Here is a 20,901-nt window from a genome sequence, read left to right on the forward strand (position 1 = left end):
CGTAGATATATGTACGGCGCGCCCCTGGAACGTACGCCTTCGTACAACGATGCCCCGGGATGGCGCCGGGGCCGGGTCCGGTTCGCGCATCGAAGGCCCGCGACCTGTACGCACCGGGGCCGAATCCTCATAAGGTGAGGAGTATTGGAAGCCGGCGGCGTCGACGGTCCGCCGGTGGTCGCGAGGAGGACTGCGGTGAGCGAGACGAGCCCCAAGCTGCGCGCCGAGCTGGAGGGTATCCCCACCTACAAGCCGGGCAAGCCGGCTGCGGCCGGGGGGCCGGTCGCCTACAAGCTGTCCTCCAACGAGAACCCCTATCCGCCGCTGCCCGGCGTCATGGAGACGGTGACCGCGGCGGCCTGCAACTTCAACCGCTACCCGGACATGGCGTGCACCGGGCTGATGGAGGAGCTGTCGGACCGCTTCGGCGTCCCGGTCTCCCACCTGGCCACCGGCACCGGCTCGGTAGGCGTCGCTCAGCAGCTCGTCCAGGCCACCAGCGGTCCCGGCGACGAGGTGATCTACGCCTGGCGGTCCTTCGAGGCGTACCCGATCATCACGCAGATCAGCGGCGCCCGGTCGGTGCAGGTGCCGCTCACGCCCGGCGATGTGCACGACCTGGACGCCATGGCGGACGCGATCACCGACCGGACGCGGCTGATCTTCGTCTGCAACCCCAACAACCCGACCGGCACGGTGGTGCGGCGGGCCGAGCTGGAGCGGTTCCTCGACCGGGTGCCCGGCGACGTCCTGGTGGTGCTGGACGAGGCCTACCGCGAGTTCATCCGCGACCCCGAGGTGCCCGACGGCGTCGAGCTCTACCGGAACCGGCCCAACGTCTGCGTCCTGCGTACGTTCTCCAAGGCCTACGGACTCGCCGGGCTGCGCGTCGGATTCGCGATCGCTCATGAGCCGGTCGCGGCGGCGCTGCGCAAGACGGCGGTGCCCTTCGGCGTCAGCCAGCTTGCCCAGGAAGCGGCGATTGCCTCGCTGCGGGCCGAGGACGAGCTGCTCGGCCGGGTCGGTTCGCTGGTGTGCGAGCGCACGCGCGTGGTCGACGCGCTGCGCGCCCAGGGCTGGACGGTGCCCGAGACGCAGGCGAACTTCGTGTGGCTGCGGCTGGGGGAGAGCACGCTCGCGTTCGCTCAGGCCTGTGAGCAGCACGGTGTGGTGGTCCGGCCGTTCCCGGGCGAGGGTGTGCGCGTGACGGTCGGCGAGACCGAGGCGAACGACATCTTTCTGAAGGTGACGGAGGCGTTCCGCAAGGAGCTGTAGCCCGGGGCGGGCTCTACTCGTCGATCAATTCCACCCGGATGGGGTCGCCGTCTCGTACGGTCGCCAGAGCGCGGGCGTCCCCGTCCAGGCTTCCGAGGACGTTGCACGGGCTCGCGAGGCGGCACTCTCCCCCAAACTCCGTTCGGGGGGACCCCCAGCCTCGCGAGATCGGCGTCGGCCCATAGGGGAGGGCGAGCGCGTCGCCGTCCGTCCAGAAGGCCACCGTGCCCGGCTCCACGACCTGCCGGGCGTCCGTTTCACGTGAAACAGCGACTCCTGTGTCGAAATAGACCTCCTCGCCCCACGTGCTGGCGCTGGAGGTGAGCGGCAGTGCCTTGACGAGGGCCTGTGTGGTCGGGCTGTTTGCGTCGAGGGTCGCGGTGATGTTGCCCGAGGGCCAGGAGATACGTATCTGCATGCCGCGCAATTCAACAAGATGTTGAAGTCGCTGCCAAGGCCCTGACGTCAAGGCGAAGGGGGGACCCCCCGTTCGTTGCCGAAAATCAGTGCGTCATAATAGCTTGTGAATGTGAACGCGTTCACAAGCGCGTCCCGATTGCCTCGTATGTGCGTGACAAACGGGGCAAACCGCCGCTGTACCACGGCGTAGTAAGGAGAGTGACGACGTGGACCTGGCTCTGGCGCCGGAGACACTGGCGCGCTGGCAGTTCGGCATCACCACCGTCTACCACTTCCTGTTCGTTCCGCTGACCATCTCCCTGGCCGCCCTCACGGCCGGGCTCCAGACGGCCTGGGTGCGCACGGAGAAGGAGAAGTACCTCAGGGCCACGAAGTTCTGGGGCAAGCTCTTCCTGATCAACATCGCGATGGGCGTGGTCACGGGCATCGTGCAGGAGTTCCAGTTCGGCATGAACTGGTCTGCCTACTCGCGGTTCGTCGGTGACATCTTCGGTGCGCCGCTCGCCTTCGAGGCGCTGATCGCGTTCTTCTTCGAGTCGACCTTCATCGGCCTGTGGATCTTCGGTTGGGACAAGCTGCCCAAGAAGATCCACCTGGCCTGCATCTGGATGGTCTCCCTCGGCACGATCCTGTCGGCCTACTTCATCCTCGCGGCCAACTCCTGGATGCAGCACCCGGTCGGCTACACGATCGACAAGGCGAAGAACCGGGCGGAACTGACCGACTTCTGGGCCGTGCTCACTCAGAACACCGCCCTCAGCCAGGCCTTCCACACCCTGTCCGCGGCCTTCCTGACCGGCGGCGCCTTCATGGTGGGCATCGCCGCTTACCACCTGGCTCGCAAGAAGCACATCCGCGAGATGAAGACCTCGCTGCGGCTGGGCCTGGTCACCGTGGTCATCGCCGGCCTGCTCACCGCGGTCAGCGGCGACACCCTCGGCAAGGTCATGTTCAAGCAGCAGCCGATGAAGATGGCGGCGGCCGAGGCGCTCTGGGACGGCCAGAAGCCGGCGCCCTTCTCGATCTTTGCCTACGGCGATGTGGAGAAGGGGCACAACACCGTCGCGGTCGAGATACCGGGCCTGCTGTCCTTCCTGGCCGACGACGACTTCACCTCGTACGTCCCCGGCATCAACGACGTCAACAAGGCCGAGCAGCAGAAGTTCGGCCCGGGTGACTACCGGCCCAACATCCCGGTCGCCTTCTGGGGCTTCCGCTGGATGATCGGCTTCGGCATGGCCTCCTTCGCCATCGGTCTGGCCGGACTGTGGCTGACCCGCAAGAGGTTCATGCTCCCGCAGCATCTGCGGGTCGGTGAGGACGAGGTGCCGCATCTCGTGCTGTTCAAGAACAAGGCGCTCAGCCCGAAGCTCACGCCCTGGTACTGGCGCATCGCGACCTGGACCCTGGCCTTCCCGCTGATCGCCAACTCCTGGGGCTGGATCTTCACCGAGACGGGCCGCCAGCCATGGGCCGTGTACGGCGTCCTGCGCACGCGCGACGCGGTCTCCCCCGGTGTCTCCCAGGGCGAGGTCCTCACCTCGTTGATCACCTTCACGGTGCTGTACGCGATCCTCGCCGTGGTCGAGGTCAAGCTGCTCGTGAAGTACATCAAGGCCGGCCCGCCCGAGCTGACCGAGGACGACCTCAACCCGCCCACGAAGATCGGCGGCGAGACCCGTGACGCCGACAAGCCGATGGCCTTCTCGTACTAGGCCGGGGGGAACAGTCATGCACCTTCACGACGTCTGGTTCATTCTGATCGCCGTCCTGTGGACCGGCTACTTCTTCCTGGAGGGATTCGACTTCGGGGTCGGCATCCTCACCAAGCTGCTGGCCCGCAACCGCGCGGAGCGGCGGGTGCTGATCAACACGATCGGGCCCGTCTGGGACGGCAACGAGGTCTGGCTCCTCACTGCGGGCGGCGCGACCTTCGCCGCGTTCCCCGAGTGGTACGCCACCCTCTTCTCCGGCTTCTACCTGCCGCTGCTGGTCATCCTGGTCTGCCTGATCGTCCGGGGCGTCGCGTTCGAGTACCGGGCGAAGCGACCCGAGGAGAACTGGCAGCGCAACTGGGAGACGGCGATCTTCTGGACCTCGCTGATCCCGGCGTTCCTGTGGGGCGTGGCCTTCGGGAACATCGTGCGGGGCGTGAAGATCGACCAGCACTTCGAGTACGTCGGCAGCGTCTGGGACCTGCTCAACCCGTACGCCCTGCTCGGCGGTGTGGTGACGCTCACGCTGTTCACCTTCCACGGAGCGGTCTTCACCGCGCTCAAGACCGTGGGGGACATCCGGGGGCGGGCACGCCAGCTGGCCCTGCGGGTCGGCCTCGTCACGGCTGTCGTGGCGCTCGGCTTCCTGCTGTGGACGCAGGCCGACCACGGTGACGGCAAGAGCCTGGTGGCCCTGGTCGTGGCGGTCGCCGCGCTGGTGGCCGCGCTGGTGGCCAACCAGTTCGGGCGTGAGGGATGGGCGTTCGCGCTGTCCGGCGTCACCATCGTGGCCGCCGTGGCGATGCTCTTCCTGTCGCTCTTCCCGAACGTCATGCCGTCCACGCTCAACGGGGACTGGAGCCTGACGGTCACCAATGCCTCGTCGAGCCCCTACACCCTGAAGATCATGACGTGGCTGGCGGCCATCGCCACGCCTCTCGTACTGCTCTATCAGGGCTGGACCTACTGGGTCTTCCGCAAGCGGATCGGTACGCAGCACATCGCCCCCGATGCTGCGGCCGGCACCGCACACTGAGTCCGCCGAGGGTGTGTTTCACGTGAAACACACCCTCTGGACCGAAGGGCACGTTTCACGTGAAACCGATCGATCCACGTCTGCTGAAGTACGCCCGCGCCGCCCGCCTCTTCCTGGTGGCGGTCGTCGGCCTCGGGGCCGTCGGTGCGGGGCTGGTGATCGCCCAGGCGATGCTCATCGCCGAGGTTGTCGTCGGAGCGTTCCAGCACGGGCAGTCCGTCGCCGAACTGCGCACGCCGCTGCTGCTGTTGGCGGCCGTGGCCGTGGGACGGTCGGTCGTCGCGTGGCTCACCGAACTCGCTGCCCACCGGGCGAGCGCGGCGGTGAAGTCCGAACTGCGGGGGCGGCTCCTGGACCGGGCGGCAGCGCTCGGTCCCGAGTGGCTGGCAGGGCAGCACACCGGCTCGCTGGTCACGCTGGCGACGCGTGGAGTCGACGCCCTCGACGACTACTTCTCGCGTTACCTGCCCCAGTTGGGGCTTGCGGTGGTCGTGCCGGTGGCGGTGCTGGCGCGGATCGTCACCGAGGACTGGGTGTCGGCGGCGATCATCGTCGGCACTCTGCCTCTCATCCCGCTGTTCATGATGCTGATCGGCTGGGCCACCCAGTCCCGGATGGACCGTCAGTGGCGACTGCTCTCCCGGTTGTCCGGGCACTTCCTGGACGTCGTCGCCGGACTGCCCACGCTGAAGGTGTTCGGCCGGGCCAAGGCGCAGGCCGAGTCCATCCGCCGGATCACTGGTGAGTACCGCCAGGCCACGATGCGGACCCTGCGGATCGCCTTTCTCTCCTCCTTCGCGCTGGAACTGCTCGCCACCCTGTCGGTCGCGCTGGTCGCCGTGACCATCGGTATGCGGCTGGTGCACGGTGACATGGATCTGTCCATCGGTCTGGTGATCCTGGTGCTGGCGCCCGAGGCGTACCTCCCGCTGCGGCAGGTCGGCGCCCAGTACCACGCGGCGGCAGAAGGCCTTGCCGCGGCGGAGGAGATCTTCACGGTGCTGCAGACGCCGGTCCCGGACTCCGGTACCGGTGTGGTGCCTTCGGGTGTGGTGGCCTTCGACGGGGTCACCGTTCGCTACCCCGGCCGTTCCGTGGACGCCGTGACGCGGGTGTCGTTCGCCGTCGAGCCCGGTGAGACGGTCGCCTTGGTCGGGCCGAGCGGGGCGGGCAAGTCGACGCTGCTGAACGTGCTGCTGGGCTTCGTCCGGCCGACGCAGGGCCGGGTGCGGGTCGGGGGAGCCGATCTCGCGGACCTCGATGTGGCGGAGTGGCGGTCGCGGATCGCCTGGGTGCCGCAGCGGCCGCATCTGTACGCAGGGACCGTCGCGGAGAACGTACGGCTGGCCCGGCCCGACGCGGACGACAGCGCCGTGCGGCAGGCGCTGCGGGACGCGGGGGCGCTGGAGTTCGTGGACGCGTTGCCCGGCGGCGCCGAGACGGTGCTCGGGGAGGACGGCGCCGGGTTGTCGGCGGGGCAGCGGCAGCGGCTGGCTCTTGCGCGGGCCTTTCTCGCCGATCGGCCGGTGCTGCTGCTGGATGAGCCGACGGCCGGGCTGGACGGCGAGACCGAGGCGGAGGTCGTGGCAGCGGTCCGACGGCTCGCGGTGGGCCGAACGGTGCTGCTGGTGGTGCACCGGCCGGCCCTGCTGGAGGTTGCGGACCGGGTGGTGCGGCTGGACGGCGCGGAGTTGTCGAGCGCCCGGAGCCGCAGTCACCCGGCCAGGGGGCTAACCACCACCCGACTCAGTGGGCCGGGAAGTGGCCCGTCGGTCTCGGGGCCCGGCGGGGTGGATGGTGGTCCCTCCGGCTCCGAACTCGGTGGGGCGCCGGCGCCTCGTCGGGCTGTGCTCGCGCGGGTTCGGCGGATTTCCGGGCCCTGGCGGGGGCGGATGCTGCTGGCCCTGCTGCTCGGCAGTCTCGCGTTGGGCAGTGCGGTCGGGTTGATGGCGACCTCGGGGTGGCTCATCTCGCGGGCCTCGCAGCAGCCTCCGGTGCTGTATCTGATGGTGGCGGTCACCGCGACGCGGGCCTTCGGCATCGGGCGGGCCGTGTTCCGGTACGCCGAGCGGCTGGTGTCCCACGACGCCGTGCTGCGGATGCTGGCCGACACCAGGGTCGCCGTGTACCGGCGGCTGGAGCGGCTCGCGCCCGCGGGACTGCGGACCGCCCGGCGCGGTGATCTGCTCACCCGGCTGGTCGCGGACGTCGACGATCTCCAGGACTACTGGCTGCGCTGGCTGCTGCCCGCGTCGGTCGCCGTCACCGTCTCCGCCGCCTCCGTCGGCTTCACGGCCTGGCTGCTGCCCGAGGCCGGCGCCGCCCTCGCGGCAGGCCTGGTGGCGGCCGGCGTAGGCGTCCCGCTCGTCACCGCGACCGCGGCCCGGCGGACCGAGCGACGGCTGGCCCCCGCCCGCGGCGCCCTCGCCACCCGGGTCACCGACCTGCTCACCGGCACCGCCGAGCTGACCGTCGCCGGAGCGCTCCCCGCCCGTACGGACGCGGCCCGGCGCGCCGACGGCACCCTCACCCGGATCGCCTCGCGCGCCGCCGCCGTCACCGCGCTCGGCGACGGGCTCACCGCACTGATCACCGGCCTGACCGTCACGGCCACCGCGCTGTTCGGCGCCCAGGCGGTGGCCACGGGCCGGCTGGGCGGCGTGGCGATGGCCGTCGTCGTTCTCACTCCCCTGGCCGCCTTCGAGGCCGTACTGGGGCTGCCGCTCGCCGTGCGGCACCGGCAGCGGGCCCGGCGCAGCGCGGAGCGGGTCTACGAGGTGCTCGACGCCCCCGAGCCCGTGCGGGGGCCCGAGCGGCCCCGGCAGGCGCCCGCCTCGCCGTTCCCGGTGGTCGTCAAGGGGCTGGCCGCACGGTACGAGGGCCAGCAGCGGGAAGCGCTGGCCGGGTTCGACCTCACGTTGCGGGAAGGGCGGCGGATCGCGGTCGTGGGGGCGTCCGGCTCCGGCAAGACGACTCTTGCCCAGGTGCTGCTGCGCTTCCTCGACCCGCAGCAGGGCTCGTACACGCTCGCCGGTGTGGACGCATGCGCGCTGGACGGGGACGACGTACGGCGGCTCGTCGGACTGTGCGCGCAGGACGCGCATCTCTTCGACAGCTCGGTGCGGGAGAACCTGCTGCTCGCCAGGAAGGACGCCACGGAGGCCGAACTGCGCCGGGCGCTGGACCGGGCCCGGCTGCTGGACTGGGTGGACGGGCTGCCCGAGGGCATGGACACGCTGGTCGGCGAGCACGGCGCGCGGCTGTCGGGCGGTCAGCGGCAGCGGCTGGCGCTGGCGCGCGCCCTGCTGGCCGACTTCCCCGTCCTGGTCCTGGACGAGCCCGCCGAGCATCTGGACCTGCCGACGGCCGACGCGCTGACCGCCGATCTGCTGGCCGCCACCGAGGGCCGTACGACGCTGCTGATCACCCACCGGCTGGCGGGGCTGGAGGCGGTGGACGAGGTGATCGTGCTCGACGCGGGCCGGGTGGTGCAGCGGGGCACGTACGCCGAGCTGCTCGCGGTGGACGGGCCGCTGCGGGCGCTGGCGCGGCGGGAGGCGGAGGCGGAGTCGCTGGTGGGCGCACGCTGACGGGCACCGGGCAGGTGGCGGCCCTGGACGTGGCCACCGGCTCCTGACAGCTCAGCCCAGCCGTCCACGCAGCCGCCATAGAGCGGCGGCCGGCTCCCCACCGCTCAGGCTGGCCGTAGGGGTCGGTGGCTCAGAACCGGTCCGTGAGCAGTTGCTCGATCACGACCGCGACGCCGTCCTCGTTGTTGGCGACCGTATGGCCCGACGCGGCGGCGAGGACGTCCGGGTGGGCGTTGCCCATGGCGTACGACTGGCCGGCCCAGGTCAGCATCTCGAGGTCGTTGGGCATGTCGCCGAAGGCCACGACCTCCTCGTGCGAGATGCCGCGCTCGGCACAGCACAGGGCGAGGGTGCTGGCCTTGGAGACGTCGGGCCCGCTCAGTTCCAGCAGGGCGCTGGGGCTGGAGCGGGTGACGTTGGCCCGGTCGCCGATCGCGGTCCGGGCCAGGGTGAGGAAGGCGTCCGGGTCGAGGTCGGGGTGGTAGGCGAGGATCTTGAGGACGGGTTGGTCGGCGTCGGGGCCGTCGGGCGCGAGGAGCCGCTCGGCGGGCAGGAGGTTGTCCGGTATCTCCATGTGCAGCTTGGGATAGTCCGGTTCCTGGTGGAAGCCGTACGTCTGCTCCACCGCGAACACTGTGCCAGGCGCCGCCTCGCGCAGCCGCCGTACGGCGTCCAGGGCGTTGTCGCGGGCCAGTTCGCGCACCTTGACGAAGCGGTGGGCGCCGGGGCCGCCGTGCAGGTCGACCACGGCGGCGCCGTTGCCGCAGATCGCCAGGCCGTGGCCGTGGACGTGGTCGCTGACGACTCCCATCCAGCGGGCCGGGCGGCCGGTGACGAAGAAGACCTCGATGCCCGCCTCTTCGGCGGCGGCCAGCGCGGCGACCGTGCGCGGCGAGACCGACTTGTCGTCGCGCAGCAGCGTGCCGTCGAGGTCGGTGGCGATCAGCCGCGGCCGTACGGCGGCGGACGGGGTCCCGGGCTGTCTGGTCGCTGAGGTCACCCGGCCATTCTCACGCATATGCCAGCACGCACGTGCGGAACTCCGCACAGATGAGACACAGATGACGCCCAACGCGCTCATCGGAAGCGGCGCGCCGAGTGTTCGGTGGCGGCATCGGGGAGCCGGTCAGTCCAGTTGGGCGACGGCCTCCAGGGCGATCTGCTCGAAGACCTTCTCGTCGGCGGCGAAGTCGGTGTCCGGGATGGGCCAGTGGATCGCGATCTCGGTGAAGCCCAGCTCACGGTGACGGCCAGCGAAGTCCACGAAGGCGTCCAGGGACTGAAGCGGCCGGGAGCGGTCCGGGGTGAAGCCCGTGAGCAGGATCTTCTCCAGGTCCGCCACGTCCCGCCCGGCGTCCGCGCAGGCCTCGGACAGTTTGGCGATCTGCCCGCGCAGGGCCTCGACGGACTGCTCCGGGGTGCCGCTCTCGTACAGCTTCGGGTCGCCCGTGGTCACCCACGCCTGGCCGTGCCGCGCGGCGAGCCTGAGGCCACGCGGGCCGGTGGCCGCCACTGCGAACGGCAGGCGGGGGCGCTGCACACAGCCCGGGATGTTCCGCGCCTCGTGCGCCGAGTAGAACCGGCCTTCGTGCGTCACCGTGTCCTCGCTCAGCAGGCGGTCCAGCAGCGGCACGAACTCGGCGAACCGGTCGGCGCGCTCGCGCGGGCTCCACGGCTCCTGGCCCAGCGCCGTCGCGTCGAAGCCGGTGCCGCCGGCGCCGATGCCGAGGGTAATCCGGCCGCCGGAGATGTCGTCGAGGGAGATCAGCTCCTTGGCGAGGGTCACCGGGTGCCGGAAGTTCGGCGAGGTCACCAGCGTGCCGAGGCGCAGCCGCTCGGTGGCGGCAGCGGCGGCGGTCAGCGTCGGTATCGCACCGAACCACGGGCCGTCGCGGAAGCTGCGCCAGGACAGGTGGTCGTAGGTGTACGCGGTGTGGAAGCCCAGCTGCTCGGCCCGCACCCAGGCCGATCGGCCGCCCTGGCTCCAGCGGCGGTACGGCAGGATCACGGTGCTCAGACGCAGACTCATGCGTCCGAGAGTAAGCGGAACCGCTGACAACGGGGCCGACGGTCACCGTACGCTGCGGCTCAGCCACGGAGTGAGCAGGGCCATCGGGACGTGCTCCTTGTGCGTGCGGTCGCCGGGCAGTGGCACGACCAGGCGGTAGCCGGGCGGGAAGCGGCGCGCCTTGACGTGGGCGAGGCCGTCGAAGACGGAGCGGAGGAAGGCGGGCACGTCGTCGCGCGGGATGTCGGGGCACTCGACGCCCTCGACGGTGATCAGCGCGTCGTCCTCCGGGTAGAGCCGCACGCTGACCCGGGGTGCGCCGCCGAACTCGACGTACGCCTCGTGCGGCAGGGAGCCGTCGGCGTCCGTGGTCACGCCGATGCCCGCGGCGCTGCGACGGGAGGTCTGGTCGGCGCCGATGTCGTGGGTGACCTCGATCTCGCGCGCGTAGTGGGCGGCGAGGGCCCGCAGCGCGGTGACCGCGGCCTCGGTGGTCGGCAGATGCTCGGGCGAGTGGTCCATGCCGCCGATCATGACGGGAGGGTGGCGCCCCGTGTCGGCGGGGGTGGGGCAGCGGAGCCGCTGGTTCAGCGGGGGCCGGGAAAGCGCAGGTAGCGCGGTGGTACCGACTTGGTCAGCCAGACGCCGTTGGCGCTGACGTGGAACACGTGGCCGTCGCGGTGCATGGCGCCGGCGTCGACGGTGAGCACCACGGGCCGCCCGCGGCGCGCGCCGACCCGGGTGGCGGTCTCCCGGTCGGCGGAGAGGTGGACGTCGTGCCGGTTCATGGGCCGCAGCCCGTCCGCCCGGATCGCGTCGAGGTTGCGGGCGACGGTCCCGTGGTACAGATACGGCGGCGGGGCCGCCGCGGGCAGGCCGAGGTCGACCTCGATGCTGTGGCCCTGGCTGGCGCGGATGCGGCTCCCCTCGATCGCGAAACGCTGTTTGTCGTTGCCGGCCACCACGTGGTCGAGTTCCTCGCGGGTGAAGGGGAAGCCGTGCGCGGCGGCCGCGGCGATCAGCGTGTCGATCTCCACCCAGCCGCCCGGATCGAGGGTGAGCCCGATGCGTTCCGGCTGGTGGCGCAGGTGTTTGGAGAGGTACTTCGACACCTTCACCGCGCGTCTGTCGTCGATGTGTCTGATGTGTCTTTCGTCTTGTCTTTCGTTTGGTCTTTCGTTCATGTTCCCAGCGTGCGGGAGAGACGCGGATCACGCAGGTCTTTTTCGCCGGGAGGTTTGATCCACAGCCAACTGCAGTTATCCACAGGCGCGTTGGCCGATCTGTGGACAACTGACATGCAGATCAAACGGATTGACCAACGTCCCTACACAGCACGGGTGATGAGGCGAGCTGATCCAACTCGCGAGACAGCACGCCATGATCACCGGCTCAGCCTCACAACTTCGGCTCCACGCGCGCCAGTCGCCGCAGTGCACCCGGCAGCAGCCGCGACAACAGATGCGCGCCCTTCGCCTCCGGAGTCACCGGTACCACCGCCCTGTTGTGGACCACGGCGTCCAGGATCGCCTCGGCCACCTTCTCCGGCGGGTAGTTGCGCAGGCCGTACAGGCGGGCCGAGTTCTTCTGGCGGCGGCGTTCCTCGGCCTCGTCAACTCCGGCGAAACGAGCCGTGGATGTGATGTTGGTGTTGACGATGCCGGGGCAGATCGCGCTCACCCCGATGCCCTGGTCGGCGAGTTCGGCGCGCAGGCACTCGGAGAGCATCAGTACCGCGGCCTTGGAGGTGCTGTAGGCGGGCAGGACGCGGGAAGGCTGAAAGGCCGCTGCCGAGGCGGTGTTGACGATGTGGCCGCCCTGGCCGCGCTCGGCCATGCGCGAGCCGAAGAGCCGGCAGCCGTGGATCACGCCCCAGAGATTGACGTCCAGAACCTTGCGCCAGTCATCGGCGGACGTGGCGAAGAAGGAGCCGGACAGCCCGATGCCCGCGTTGTTCACCAGCACGTCCAGCACGCCGTGTTCGCGGTGCACCTTCTCCGCGAGCTTCTCCATCGCCTGCTCGTCGGAGACGTCGGCCGTCTCCGCCCACGCCTCGGGCGCCCCGATCAGCCCGGACAACTCGGCGGTGCGGGCGGCGGATTCGGCGTCGCGGTCGACCGCCACCACGCGCGCGCCGGCTTCCGCGAACGCGAACGCCGTGGCCCGGCCGATGCCGCTGCCGGCCCCGGTGATCAGGACCAACTGGCCGCCGAACCGGTCGGCATGGCGGCCGGTGGCCCGCGGCTCGGCGCGTCCTGCGTCCACCGCCATGACGAAGTCCTCGATCCAGGAGGCGAGTTGGTCCGGGCGGCTGCGCGGGACCCAGTGCTTGGCCGGGAGCGTGCGGCGGGTCAGCCGGGGCACCCACTGTTCCAGGTCGTCGTACAGCCGCTCCGAGAGGAACGCGTCCCCCTGGGGCGTGATGAGCTGCACGGGCGCGTGCGCGTACGCGTCGGGGCGCGGATGGCGCAGCCGGGCGCGGACGTTGTCCCGGTACAGCCAGGCGCCGTGCGCCGCGTCGGAGGGGAGGGAGGCGGTCGGATAGGCGCCGCCGGGGACCTTCTCCATGCGCTGAAGGACCTTCGGCCAGATCCGGCCGAGCGGGCCGCGCCAGGCCAGTTCCGGCAGGGCCGGGGTGTGCAGCAGGTACACGTACCAGGACTTGGCGCCCTGCCCGAGGAGCTGGCCCACCCGGCGGGGCGTCGGACGCTTCACGCGCGCGTTGATCCAATGACCGAAGTGGTCGAGGGACGGCCCGGAGATCGAGGTGAAGGAGGCGATACGGCCCTTGGTGCGGGCCACCGTGACGAACTCCCAGGACTGCACCGAGCCCCAGTCGTGGCCGACCAGGTGGACCGGGCGGTCCGGGCTGACCGCGTCGGCCACGGCCAGGAAGTCGTCGGTGAGCTTGGGCAGGGTGAACCCGCCGCGCAGCGGTTTGGGCGCCGTCGAGCGGCCGTGGCCCCGGACGTCGTACAGGACCACGTGGAAGCGGTCGGCGAGGCGGACGGCGACCTCGGACCAGACCTCCTTGCTGTCCGGGTAGCCGTGCACCAGCATCACCGTGGGCTGCTGCGGATCGCCCAGCTCGGCCACGCACAGCTCGACCCCGCCGGTCGCCACCCGGCGCTCCCGCGCACCCTTCAGCGCCAGGTCAGCCGTCACTCCTCGCGAAACGCCCGCCGTCACTTCTCCTCCGCCCAGCGCCGCACGTGCGGCAGATCGTCGTCCAGCCAGAAAGCGCTCTGCTCGGGGTCCTTGGAGTCGGTGACCACGAGGATCTCCTCGAACTTCGCACCCGTACCCCGGAAGCCGAGATGCGGTTCGACCGCCCACAGGCCCGGCTGCGGCGGATGGTCGGAGAAGCGGTACGGCGACCACAGCGGCGACCATCCCTCGCGGTGGCCGTGCAGCGCGTCGGCGGCCAGGCCCTTCAGGGACTGCGTGCCGAACCCGAAGAGATGGGGAGACCAACGGCGTTGCTTCACTCTGTCCACCTTGTGGGCGATCACCCCGAAGGGGTACGCGCGATGCCGGTTGGCGTAGCCCTGGCGGACCATGAGCCGGTCCACGTCCTCGTAGATCTCGCGCAGCGGGCGCCGCTCGCGCACCTCGCGCAGGATCAGCTCGCGGTGGGCCTCCAGGTCGGCCAGCAGCCGGTCCTGCACCGGGTTGCCGCCGAGCGCGCCCGAGTAGCCGATGTCCGCCGTGTACCCCTCGTACACCGGCGCCATGTCCAGGATGAACGGCATCCCGGGCTCCAGGACCCGGTCGGTGGGGAAGAACTGCAGGGGGACGCGGAAGTTCACGAACGCCGTGCGGTCGCCGAACCAGGCGAAGGGCAGGTGGAACCAGTCCCGCACGCCGCGCTCGCGCAGCCACGCGCGCTGCATCCGCGCCGCCTCGCGCTCGGTCACGCCCGGCTCCAGTCGCGCCGCGACCGCCTCCGCGCATTCGTAGGCGAGGCGCTGCACCCGCCTGAACCCCCGCAACTCCACGGGGAGTCCGCTGCTCACTGCCGTCGTCATGCCGCCCCGTCCCGTCGTGGCGCCGACTCGTCCCGCCGGCCCGCCGACTCGTCTGTGGACCGCCGTACTCGTCCGTAACTTGACCCTGGTGAATGTGGCAGTTGTTAGAGGCGGCGTCAATAGCGGGGTGGCGGGCTGTGGAAAACCGTCGGTGACCCCCTGGGCGGGGGCATCCCTTAGGGCCCCGTACTACTTGGGGCTGACGCGAAGACGGCTCTGAGGTCTGACGACCGGCGTGGTCCGGATCACTACCGTCGTAGGCGTGACTGTGATCGCGACCGAAAGCCTGAGCAAGCGGTTCCCCCGGGTGACCGCGCTCGACCGGCTGTCCGTGGACATCGGGCCCGGTGTGACCGGACTCGTCGGAGCCAACGGCGCCGGCAAGTCCACCCTGATCAAGATCCTGCTGGGTCTGTCCCCCGCCACGGAGGGCCGCGCCGAGGTGCTCGGCCTCGACGTCGCCTCCAAGGGCGGCGCCATCCGCGAGCGCGTGGGGTACATGCCGGAGCACGACTGCCTGCCGCCCGACGTCTCGGCCACCGAGTTCGTCGTCCACATGGCGCGCATGTCCGGCCTGCCGCCCACCGCCGCCCGCGAGCGGACCGCGGACACCCTGCGCCACGTCGGGCTGTACGAGGAGCGCTACCGCCCCATCGGCGGCTACTCGACCGGCATGAAGCAGCGGGTCAAGCTCGCGCAGGCGCTGGTGCACGACCCGAAGCTGGTGTTCCTGGACGAGCCGACCAACGGCCTCGACCCGGTCGGCCGGGACGAGATGCTCGGCCTGATCCGCCGCATCCACACCGAGTTCGGCATCTCGGTCCTGGTCACCTCCCACCTCCTCGGCGAGCTGGAGCGCACCTGCGACCACGTCGTCGTCATCGACGGCGGCAAGCTGCTGCGTTCCAGCTCCACCACCGACTTCACCCAGACCACGACCACCCTGGCGATCGAGGTCACCGACAGCGACGCCCACCCCGACGGCACCCGCGCGGTCCGCGACGCGCTCCACGCGCGCGGGGTGGACACCGAGACCGAGGGCCACGGCCTGCCCGGCGCCGGACACATCCTGCTGCTGAGCGCCCAGGGCGAGGAGACGTACGACCTGGTCCGGGACGTCGTCGCCGACCTCGGCCTCGGCCTGGTGCGCATGGAACAGCGCCGGCACCACATCTCCGAGGTGTTCACCAGCAGCGACGAGGACCGGAAGGAGGCCGTCGGACATGGCGGTTGAGCAGCCCTTGCGGACACCGGCCACACCGGCCGGCGACCAGACCCGCATCCACGACATCGGCTACCGCGGCTACGACGGCCCCCGCCTCGGCCGCGCCTACGCCCGCCGCTCCCTGTACGCGCAGTCCCTGCGCGGCGCCTACGGCCTCGGCCGCTCGGCCAAGACCAAGGTGCTGCCCATGCTGCTGTTCGCGGTGATGTGCGTGCCCGCAGCCATCATGGTGGCCGTCGCCGTCTTCACCAAGGCGCACGAACTGCCGGTGGCCTACACCCGCTACGCGATCATGCTGCAGGCCGTGATCAGCCTCTACGTCGCCTCCCAGGCGCCCCAGGCCGTCTCACGCGACCTGCGCTTCAAGACCGTACCGCTGTACTTCTCGCGGCCCATCGAGACCGCCGACTACGTCCGCGCCAAGTTCGCCGCGCTGGCCTCGGCGATCTTCATCCTGACCGCGGCCCCCCTGCTCGTGATGTACCTGGGCGCGCTGCTGTCCAAGCTGGGCTTCGCCCACCAGACGAAGGAATTCGCCGAGGGACTTGTCTCCGTGGCCCTGCTCTCCCTGCTCTTCGCCGGCATCGGCCTGGTCATCGCGGCCGTCACCCCGCGCCGGGGCTTCGGCATCGCCGCCGTGATCGCCGTGATGATCATCTCCTACGGCGCGGTCAGCACGCTGCAGGCCATCGCCCATGTGCAGGACCACTCCTCCGCCATCCCCTGGATCGGCCTGTTCTCGCCCATCACGCTCATCGACGGCGTCCAGTCGGCGTTCCTCGGCGCGACCGCCCGCAACCCCGGCGCGGTGAACCCGTCGACCGGGCAGGGCGTGGTCTACGTCCTCGTCGTGCTCGCCCTGATCGCCGGCAGCTACGGCCTGCTGATGCGCCGCTACAAGAAGGTGGGACTGTGACGACCCTCAGCATCGACCACGTCTCCCGCTGGTTCGGCAACGTGGTCGCCGTCAACGACATCACCATGACCATCGGCCCCGGCGTCACCGGCCTGCTCGGACCCAACGGCGCCGGAAAGTCCACCCTGATCAACATGATGGGCGGCTTCCTCGCCCCCTCCACCGGCACGGTCACCCTCGACGGCCGGCCGGTGTGGCGCAACGAGCAGATCTACCGGCACATCGGCATCGTCCCCGAGCGCGAGGCGATGTACGACTTCCTCACCGGCCGCGAGTTCGTCGTCGCCAACGCCGAGATGCACGGCCTCGGCGCCAAGGCGGCGCAAAAGGCGCTCGCCACGGTCGAGATGGAGTACGCCCAGGACCGGAAGATCTCCACGTACTCCAAGGGCATGCGGCAGCGCGTGAAGATGGCGAGCGCGCTGGTCCACGACCCCTCGCTGCTCCTGCTGGACGAGCCGTTCAACGGCATGGACCCGCGCCAGCGCATGCAACTGATGGACCTGCTGCGGAAGATGGGCGACGAGGGCCGCACCGTGCTGTTCTCCTCGCACATCCTCGAAGAGGTCGAACAACTCGCCCGGCACATCGAGGTCGTCGTCGCGGGCCGGCACGCAGCCAGCGGCGACTTCCGGAAGATCCGCCGGCTGATGACCGACCGACCGCACCGCTACCTGGTCCGCTCCAGCGACGACCGGGCCCTCGCGGCCGCGCTGATCGCCGACCCCTCGACGGCCGGCATCGAGGTCGACACGACCGAGGGCGCGCTGCGCGTCCAGGCCGTCGACTTCGGCCGCTTCACCGCCCTGCTGCCCCAGGTCGCCCGGGACCACGGCATCCGGCTGCTCACGGTCTCGCCGTCGGACGAGTCCCTGGAGTCCGTCTTCTCGTATCTCGTCGCGGCGTAGGAGGCCGAAGATGTACGACCCCACCGTCGCCCGGCTCACCTACCGGGCCCTGCTCGGCCGTCGCCGGGCCCTCATCCTCGGCGCGCTGCCGCTGCTGCTGATCGTGATCTCCGTGGCCGTGCGCGGCCTGACCGGAGCCGACGACCAGACCGCCTCCGACGTCCTCGGCGGCTTCGCGATCGCCACCATGGTGCCGATCATCGGCGTCATCGCGGGCACCGGCGCGATCGGCCCGGAGATCGACGACGGCTCCGTCGTCTACCTGCTGTCCAAACCGCTGAAGCGGCCCGCGATCATCTTCACCAAGCTGATCGTCGCCATCGCCGTGACCATGGTCTTCTCGGCGGTGCCGACCCTGATCGCCGGCCTGATCCTCAACGGCAACGGCCAGCAGGTCGCCGTCGCCTACACGATCGCCGCGCTGGTCTCCTCCATCGCCTACTCGGCGCTGTTCCTGCTGCTCGGCACGGTCTCCCGGCACGCGGTGGTCTTCGGACTGGTGTACGCGCTGGTCTGGGAGGCGCTGTTCGGCTCGCTGGTGCCCGGCGCGCGCACACTCAGCGTCCAGCAGTGGTCGCTGGCCGTCGCCCACAAGGTCGCCGGCGGTGACCTGGTGACCTCGGACGTGGGCCTGCCGACGGCCACCGTGCTGCTGGTGGTGGTGACCGTGCTGGCCACCTGGTACGCCGGGCAGAAGCTGCGGACGCTGAAGCTGGCGGGCGAGGAGTAGGCGCGCGGCGCCTTGACCGGGGCTTCACCTCGTCCCCGGCACACTGGGAGCACCGGATGCATGACTGGGAGGCCGGTGATGGCAGAGGAGACGCCGGAAAACGACGAGCGCGGGCGGTCCGAGGACGAGGCCTGGGACGGGCTGGTCCTGGACGAGGAGTTCGTGCGGGCCGCCGGCTCGTCCGAGCCGTCCGCCCGGGCCCGGATGCTCGCCGCCCGCTGGCGGGCCGAGGAGCCGGAGCCGCAGCCGTGGCGCTCCGACGAGCCGCCGGCGGGCTGGTTCTTCAGCAAGGCGCGGCGCCGCAGGTGGCGCCGCCGGTAATTCGGTGGCGCCCGACTCGGTGGCGGGGCAGAGTGGTTGTGCCCCATCCGCCGGGATCGTCCCGGCGCCGTGTTCTGGGAGTGGAGGTGGGCGATGTCCATGCACGGCAGTACGCCCAGCTCCCGGCAGGGCGGCCCGAGGCCGGCTCCGGTGTAGTTACCCCACCGTCGAGCCCCGAGGGGCAGCCCGGGGCGGCCGCTTCGAGCACGTGAGCGCTGCGCTTGCGTGGGCCGCCTTCCCTGTGGCCCTCTCTTGCGAGAGGGCACCCGCGCTGGGGTGGCCGGATGCGTTGCGCAACCCGGCGCCGACAGGGTGAGGCTGCGCCCACCCGTGCCGCCCCAGCAGCAGGACTGCCCGCAGCTGCGGAGCTACGCCAGCAACCTTTCCAGCACCACCGCGATGCCGTCCTCCTCGTTCGAGGACGTCACCTCGTCGGCCACCCCCTTCAGCTCCTCGTGGGCGTCTGCCATGGCCACGCCATAGGCCGCCCACGTGAACATCGGGATGTCGTTCGGCATGTCGCCGAAGGCGATCGTGTCCGCGGCCTTCAGGCCGAGACGGCGGGCGGCGAGAGAGAGCCCCGTGGCCTTGGACAGGCCCAGCGGGAGGAGTTCCACGATGCCCTCGCCGGCCATGGCGACCGTGACGAAACCCCCGGCCGCCTGCCGGGCGGCCTCCGCCAGTTCGTCGTCGCCCAGCGACGGATGCTGTATGTAGAGCTTGTTCAGCGGAGCCGCCCAGAGGTCGGAGGCATCCGTGAACGGCGTCGCCGGAAGGTGGCCGGTCACCGCGTACCCGGGGCCCACCAGCACCTCGCCGTCGAGGCCGTCCCGGCTGGCCGCGAGATACAGCGGGCCCACCTCCGCCTCGATCTTGGCCAGCGCCACGCCCGCCAGCTGCCGGTCCAGGGTGACGGACGTCAGCAGGCGGTGCGCCCCGGCGTCGTAGACCTGCGCGCCCTGGGCGCAGACGGCGAGGCCGTCGTAACCGAGGTCGTCCAGGATGGGCCGGGTCCAGGGCGCCGCGCGCCCGGTGACGACGATGTGGGCCGCGCCCGCCGCGGTGGCCGCGGCGAGCGCGTCACGGGTGCGCTGCGAGACCGACCCGTCGGAGCGCAGGAGCGTGCCGTCGAGGTCGGTGGCGATGAGCCGGTACGGGAATCCGGCGCTCACTTGGCGACCGGCTCCAGGACCTCGCGGCCGCCCAGGTACGGGCGCAGCACCTCGGGGACCCGGACGGAGCCGTCGGCCTGCTGGTGGTTCTCCAGGATCGCCACGATGGTGCGCGGTACGGCGCACAGCGTGCCGTTCAGCGTCGCGAGCGGCTTGACCTGCTTGCCGTCACGGACGCGGATGGACAGCCGGCGGGACTGGAACTCGGTGCAGTCCGAGGTCGAGGTCAGCTCGCGGTACTTGCCCTGGGTCGGGATCCACGCCTCGCAGTCGAACTTGCGGGCCGCGGAGGCGCCGAGGTCGGCCGAGGCGACGTCGATGACGCGGAACGGCAGCTCCAGCGAGGCCAGCCACTGCTTCTCCCACTCCAGCAGCCGCTGGTGCTCGGCCTGGGAGTCCTCGGGGGAGACGTACGAGAACATCTCGACCTTGTCGAACTGGTGCACGCGGAAGATGCCCCGGGTGTCCTTGCCGTGCGAGCCGGCCTCGCGGCGGAAGCAGGGCGAGAAGCCCGCGTACCGCAGCGGCAGCTTGTCGGCGTCGAGGATCTCGTCCATGTGGTAGGCCGCGAGCGGGACCTCGGAGGTGCCGACCAGGTACAGGTCGTCCTTGTCGAGGTGGTAGACGTCCTGGGCCGCCTGGCCGAGGAAGCCGGTGCCCGCCATGGACTGGGGGCGCACCAGGGCCGGGGTGAGCATCGGGGTGAAGCCCGCGGCCGTCGCCTGGGCCAGCGCCGCGTTCACCAGGGCCAGCTCCAGCAGGGCGCCGACGCCGGTGAGGAAGTAGAAGCGGGAGCCGGAGACCTTGGCGCCGCGCTCGACGTCGATCGCGCCGAGCAGCTGGCCCAGCTCCAGGTGGTCCCTGGGCTCGAAGCCCTCGGCGCCGAAGTCGCGGATCGTGCCGTGCGTCTCCAGCGTGACGAAATCCTCCTCGCCGCCGACGGGCACGTCGGGGTGGACGAGGTTGCCGAGCTGGAGCAGCAGCTCCTGGGTCTCGGCGTCGGCCGCGTCGCGCTCGGCGTCGGCGGCCTTGACGTCGGCGGCGAGCTGGCTCGCCCGCTTCAGCAGCTCGGCCTTCTCGTCGCCGGTGGCCTTGGGGATGAGCTTGCCGAGCTGCTTCTGCTCGGCGCGCAGCTCGTCGAAGCGGACGCCGGAGGACCTGCGCCGCTCGTCGGCAGACAGGAGAGCGTCGACGAGCGCGACGTCCTCTCCACGGGCGCGCTGGGAAGCGCGCACACGGTCGGGGTCCTCACGGAGCAGACGAAGGTCAATCACGAGGCCAAGGCTACCGGTGCGGGCTCGCCGCTCACGAATCCCTATTCCATGGAGTTCCGTGGAGTTCGGATTCGAGGGTGTTCGCCGGTGTTTGTCGCTTACGTTCCGTTATGTGTGAATTGCCGAACGTGTCACGGCGCGTCAAGGAAAAATGTCTCACTCCCCGGGACGGCTCACGGTCCGCCCGCCGCCTTGACCGGATTCCCTTGTGGAGCACGAGACTTCACCCAGCCGGCTGTCCACAGGAATCCACACCCTCCGGGAAGTTATCCACAGGCTGTGT

The 20,901-nt window shown here is 70.8% G+C and carries 18 protein-coding genes; 9 read left to right on the plus strand and 9 right to left on the minus strand.

The window, feature by feature from the left end:
* Window positions 1–195 precede the first annotated feature (195 nt).
* Complete coding sequence (hisC, locus tag AB0950_RS17005; RefSeq protein WP_360153370.1) at window positions 196–1,275, plus strand: histidinol-phosphate transaminase; 1,080 nt, start codon at window positions 196–198, stop codon at window positions 1,273–1,275.
* A gap of 13 nt (window positions 1,276–1,288) precedes the next feature.
* Here the strand turns inward: hisC and AB0950_RS17010 are convergent, their stop codons facing one another.
* Complete coding sequence (locus tag AB0950_RS17010) at window positions 1,289–1,693, minus strand: cyclophilin-like fold protein (protein WP_360153373.1); 405 nt, start codon at window positions 1,691–1,693, stop codon at window positions 1,289–1,291.
* 208 nt (window positions 1,694–1,901) lie between these two features.
* Here AB0950_RS17010 and AB0950_RS17015 point away from each other — a divergent pair, with 208 nt between their 5' ends.
* The 3 genes from AB0950_RS17015 to cydD are packed head-to-tail and all read left to right on the plus strand — an operon-like array spanning window position 1,902 to window position 8,036.
* The gene (locus tag AB0950_RS17015; RefSeq protein ID WP_360153376.1) at window positions 1,902–3,410 is read left to right on the plus strand and encodes a cytochrome ubiquinol oxidase subunit I; all 1,509 of its coding nucleotides are present in this window, start codon (window positions 1,902–1,904) and stop codon (window positions 3,408–3,410) included.
* A 16-nt stretch (window positions 3,411–3,426) separates the two neighbouring features.
* Window positions 3,427–4,446 (plus strand): cytochrome d ubiquinol oxidase subunit II, encoded by a 1,020-nt coding sequence (gene cydB / locus AB0950_RS17020; protein WP_366778794.1) that lies wholly within the window; start codon window positions 3,427–3,429, stop codon window positions 4,444–4,446.
* Between the two features lie 59 nt (window positions 4,447–4,505).
* Window positions 4,506–8,036 carry a thiol reductant ABC exporter subunit CydD gene (gene cydD / locus AB0950_RS17025; protein ID WP_366778795.1) on the plus strand — a complete coding sequence of 1,177 codons (3,531 nt, stop codon included), beginning with the start codon at window positions 4,506–4,508 and terminating at the stop codon, window positions 8,034–8,036.
* A 130-nt stretch (window positions 8,037–8,166) separates the two neighbouring features.
* Here the strand turns inward: cydD and AB0950_RS17030 are convergent, their stop codons facing one another.
* The 6 genes from AB0950_RS17030 to AB0950_RS17055 all read right to left on the minus strand — a co-directional run bounded on the left by AB0950_RS17030 (window position 8,167) and on the right by AB0950_RS17055 (window position 14,072).
* Window positions 8,167–9,054 carry a Cof-type HAD-IIB family hydrolase gene (locus tag AB0950_RS17030; RefSeq protein WP_360153386.1) on the minus strand — a complete coding sequence of 296 codons (888 nt, stop codon included), beginning with the start codon at window positions 9,052–9,054 and terminating at the stop codon, window positions 8,167–8,169.
* A 108-nt stretch (window positions 9,055–9,162) separates the two neighbouring features.
* Window positions 9,163–10,065, minus strand: coding sequence for an LLM class flavin-dependent oxidoreductase (locus tag AB0950_RS17035; RefSeq protein ID WP_360153389.1), 903 nt, complete (start codon window positions 10,063–10,065; stop codon window positions 9,163–9,165).
* Window positions 10,066–10,107: 42 nt separating this feature from the next.
* Window positions 10,108–10,578 (minus strand): hypothetical protein, encoded by a 471-nt coding sequence (locus AB0950_RS17040; RefSeq protein WP_360153392.1) that lies wholly within the window; start codon window positions 10,576–10,578, stop codon window positions 10,108–10,110.
* A gap of 53 nt (window positions 10,579–10,631) precedes the next feature.
* Window positions 10,632–11,228, minus strand: coding sequence for an RNA 2'-phosphotransferase (locus tag AB0950_RS17045; protein WP_360153395.1), 597 nt, complete (start codon window positions 11,226–11,228; stop codon window positions 10,632–10,634).
* A 214-nt stretch (window positions 11,229–11,442) separates the two neighbouring features.
* The gene (locus AB0950_RS17050) at window positions 11,443–13,197 is read right to left on the minus strand and encodes an SDR family oxidoreductase (RefSeq protein ID WP_366778877.1); all 1,755 of its coding nucleotides are present in this window, start codon (window positions 13,195–13,197) and stop codon (window positions 11,443–11,445) included.
* Between the two features lie 32 nt (window positions 13,198–13,229).
* Window positions 13,230–14,072 carry a M24 family metallopeptidase gene (locus tag AB0950_RS17055; protein WP_360153398.1) on the minus strand — a complete coding sequence of 281 codons (843 nt, stop codon included), beginning with the start codon at window positions 14,070–14,072 and terminating at the stop codon, window positions 13,230–13,232.
* A 268-nt stretch (window positions 14,073–14,340) separates the two neighbouring features.
* On the opposite strand from AB0950_RS17055, the gene AB0950_RS17060 reads away from it, so the two are divergent.
* From AB0950_RS17060 to AB0950_RS17080, 5 genes are all read left to right on the plus strand, one after another.
* Complete coding sequence (locus AB0950_RS17060; RefSeq protein ID WP_366778878.1) at window positions 14,341–15,306, plus strand: ABC transporter ATP-binding protein; 966 nt, start codon at window positions 14,341–14,343, stop codon at window positions 15,304–15,306.
* A complete protein-coding gene (locus tag AB0950_RS17065; protein ID WP_366778796.1) occupies window positions 15,296–16,213 on the plus strand; it encodes an ABC transporter permease in 918 nt (305 codons plus the stop codon). The genes AB0950_RS17060 and AB0950_RS17065 overlap by 11 nt, the downstream gene beginning before the upstream one ends.
* Entirely contained in the window at window positions 16,210–17,121 is a 912-nt protein-coding gene (locus tag AB0950_RS17070; protein ID WP_360153404.1) for an ABC transporter ATP-binding protein, read from the plus strand. Before AB0950_RS17065 ends, AB0950_RS17070 begins: the two co-directional genes overlap by 4 nt.
* A gap of 10 nt (window positions 17,122–17,131) precedes the next feature.
* The gene (locus AB0950_RS17075) at window positions 17,132–17,851 is read left to right on the plus strand and encodes an ABC transporter permease (RefSeq protein ID WP_360153407.1); all 720 of its coding nucleotides are present in this window, start codon (window positions 17,132–17,134) and stop codon (window positions 17,849–17,851) included.
* 78 nt (window positions 17,852–17,929) lie between these two features.
* A complete protein-coding gene (locus AB0950_RS17080; RefSeq protein WP_366778797.1) occupies window positions 17,930–18,172 on the plus strand; it encodes a hypothetical protein in 243 nt (80 codons plus the stop codon).
* A 368-nt stretch (window positions 18,173–18,540) separates the two neighbouring features.
* Here AB0950_RS17080 and AB0950_RS17085 read toward each other — a convergent pair whose 3' ends face one another.
* Together AB0950_RS17085 and serS are read right to left on the minus strand one after the other, a co-directional pair.
* A complete protein-coding gene (locus AB0950_RS17085; protein WP_360571593.1) occupies window positions 18,541–19,344 on the minus strand; it encodes an HAD family hydrolase in 804 nt (267 codons plus the stop codon).
* Complete coding sequence (gene serS / locus AB0950_RS17090) at window positions 19,341–20,618, minus strand: serine--tRNA ligase (RefSeq protein WP_366778798.1); 1,278 nt, start codon at window positions 20,616–20,618, stop codon at window positions 19,341–19,343. Before serS ends, AB0950_RS17085 begins: the two co-directional genes overlap by 4 nt.
* Window positions 20,619–20,901: the final 283 nt, after the last annotated feature.

Origin of the sequence: Streptomyces sp. NPDC007189 (assembly GCF_040703635.1) — a bacterium.
Lineage (GTDB): Bacteria > Actinomycetota > Actinomycetes > Streptomycetales > Streptomycetaceae > Streptomyces.

What these genes read in the sequence shown, in the direction of transcription:
- cydB (WP_366778794.1), top strand. Translation starts at nt 3,427, where the DNA reads ATGCACCTTCACGACGTCTGGTTCATTCTGATCGCCGTCCTGTGGACC.
- AB0950_RS17065 (WP_366778796.1), top strand. Translation starts at nt 15,296, where the DNA reads ATGGCGGTTGAGCAGCCCTTGCGGACACCGGCCACACCGGCCGGCGAC.
- AB0950_RS17080 (WP_366778797.1), top strand. Translation starts at nt 17,930, where the DNA reads ATGGCAGAGGAGACGCCGGAAAACGACGAGCGCGGGCGGTCCGAGGAC.
- AB0950_RS17010 (WP_360153373.1), bottom strand. Translation starts at nt 1,693, where the DNA reads ATGCAGATACGTATCTCCTGGCCCTCGGGCAACATCACCGCGACCCTC.
- AB0950_RS17040 (WP_360153392.1), bottom strand. Translation starts at nt 10,578, where the DNA reads ATGATCGGCGGCATGGACCACTCGCCCGAGCATCTGCCGACCACCGAG.
- AB0950_RS17075 (WP_360153407.1), top strand. Translation starts at nt 17,132, where the DNA reads ATGTACGACCCCACCGTCGCCCGGCTCACCTACCGGGCCCTGCTCGGC.
- AB0950_RS17035 (WP_360153389.1), bottom strand. Translation starts at nt 10,065, where the DNA reads ATGAGTCTGCGTCTGAGCACCGTGATCCTGCCGTACCGCCGCTGGAGC.
- AB0950_RS17030 (WP_360153386.1), bottom strand. Translation starts at nt 9,054, where the DNA reads ATGCGTGAGAATGGCCGGGTGACCTCAGCGACCAGACAGCCCGGGACC.
- AB0950_RS17045 (WP_360153395.1), bottom strand. Translation starts at nt 11,228, where the DNA reads ATGAACGAAAGACCAAACGAAAGACAAGACGAAAGACACATCAGACAC.
- AB0950_RS17055 (WP_360153398.1), bottom strand. Translation starts at nt 14,072, where the DNA reads ATGACGACGGCAGTGAGCAGCGGACTCCCCGTGGAGTTGCGGGGGTTC.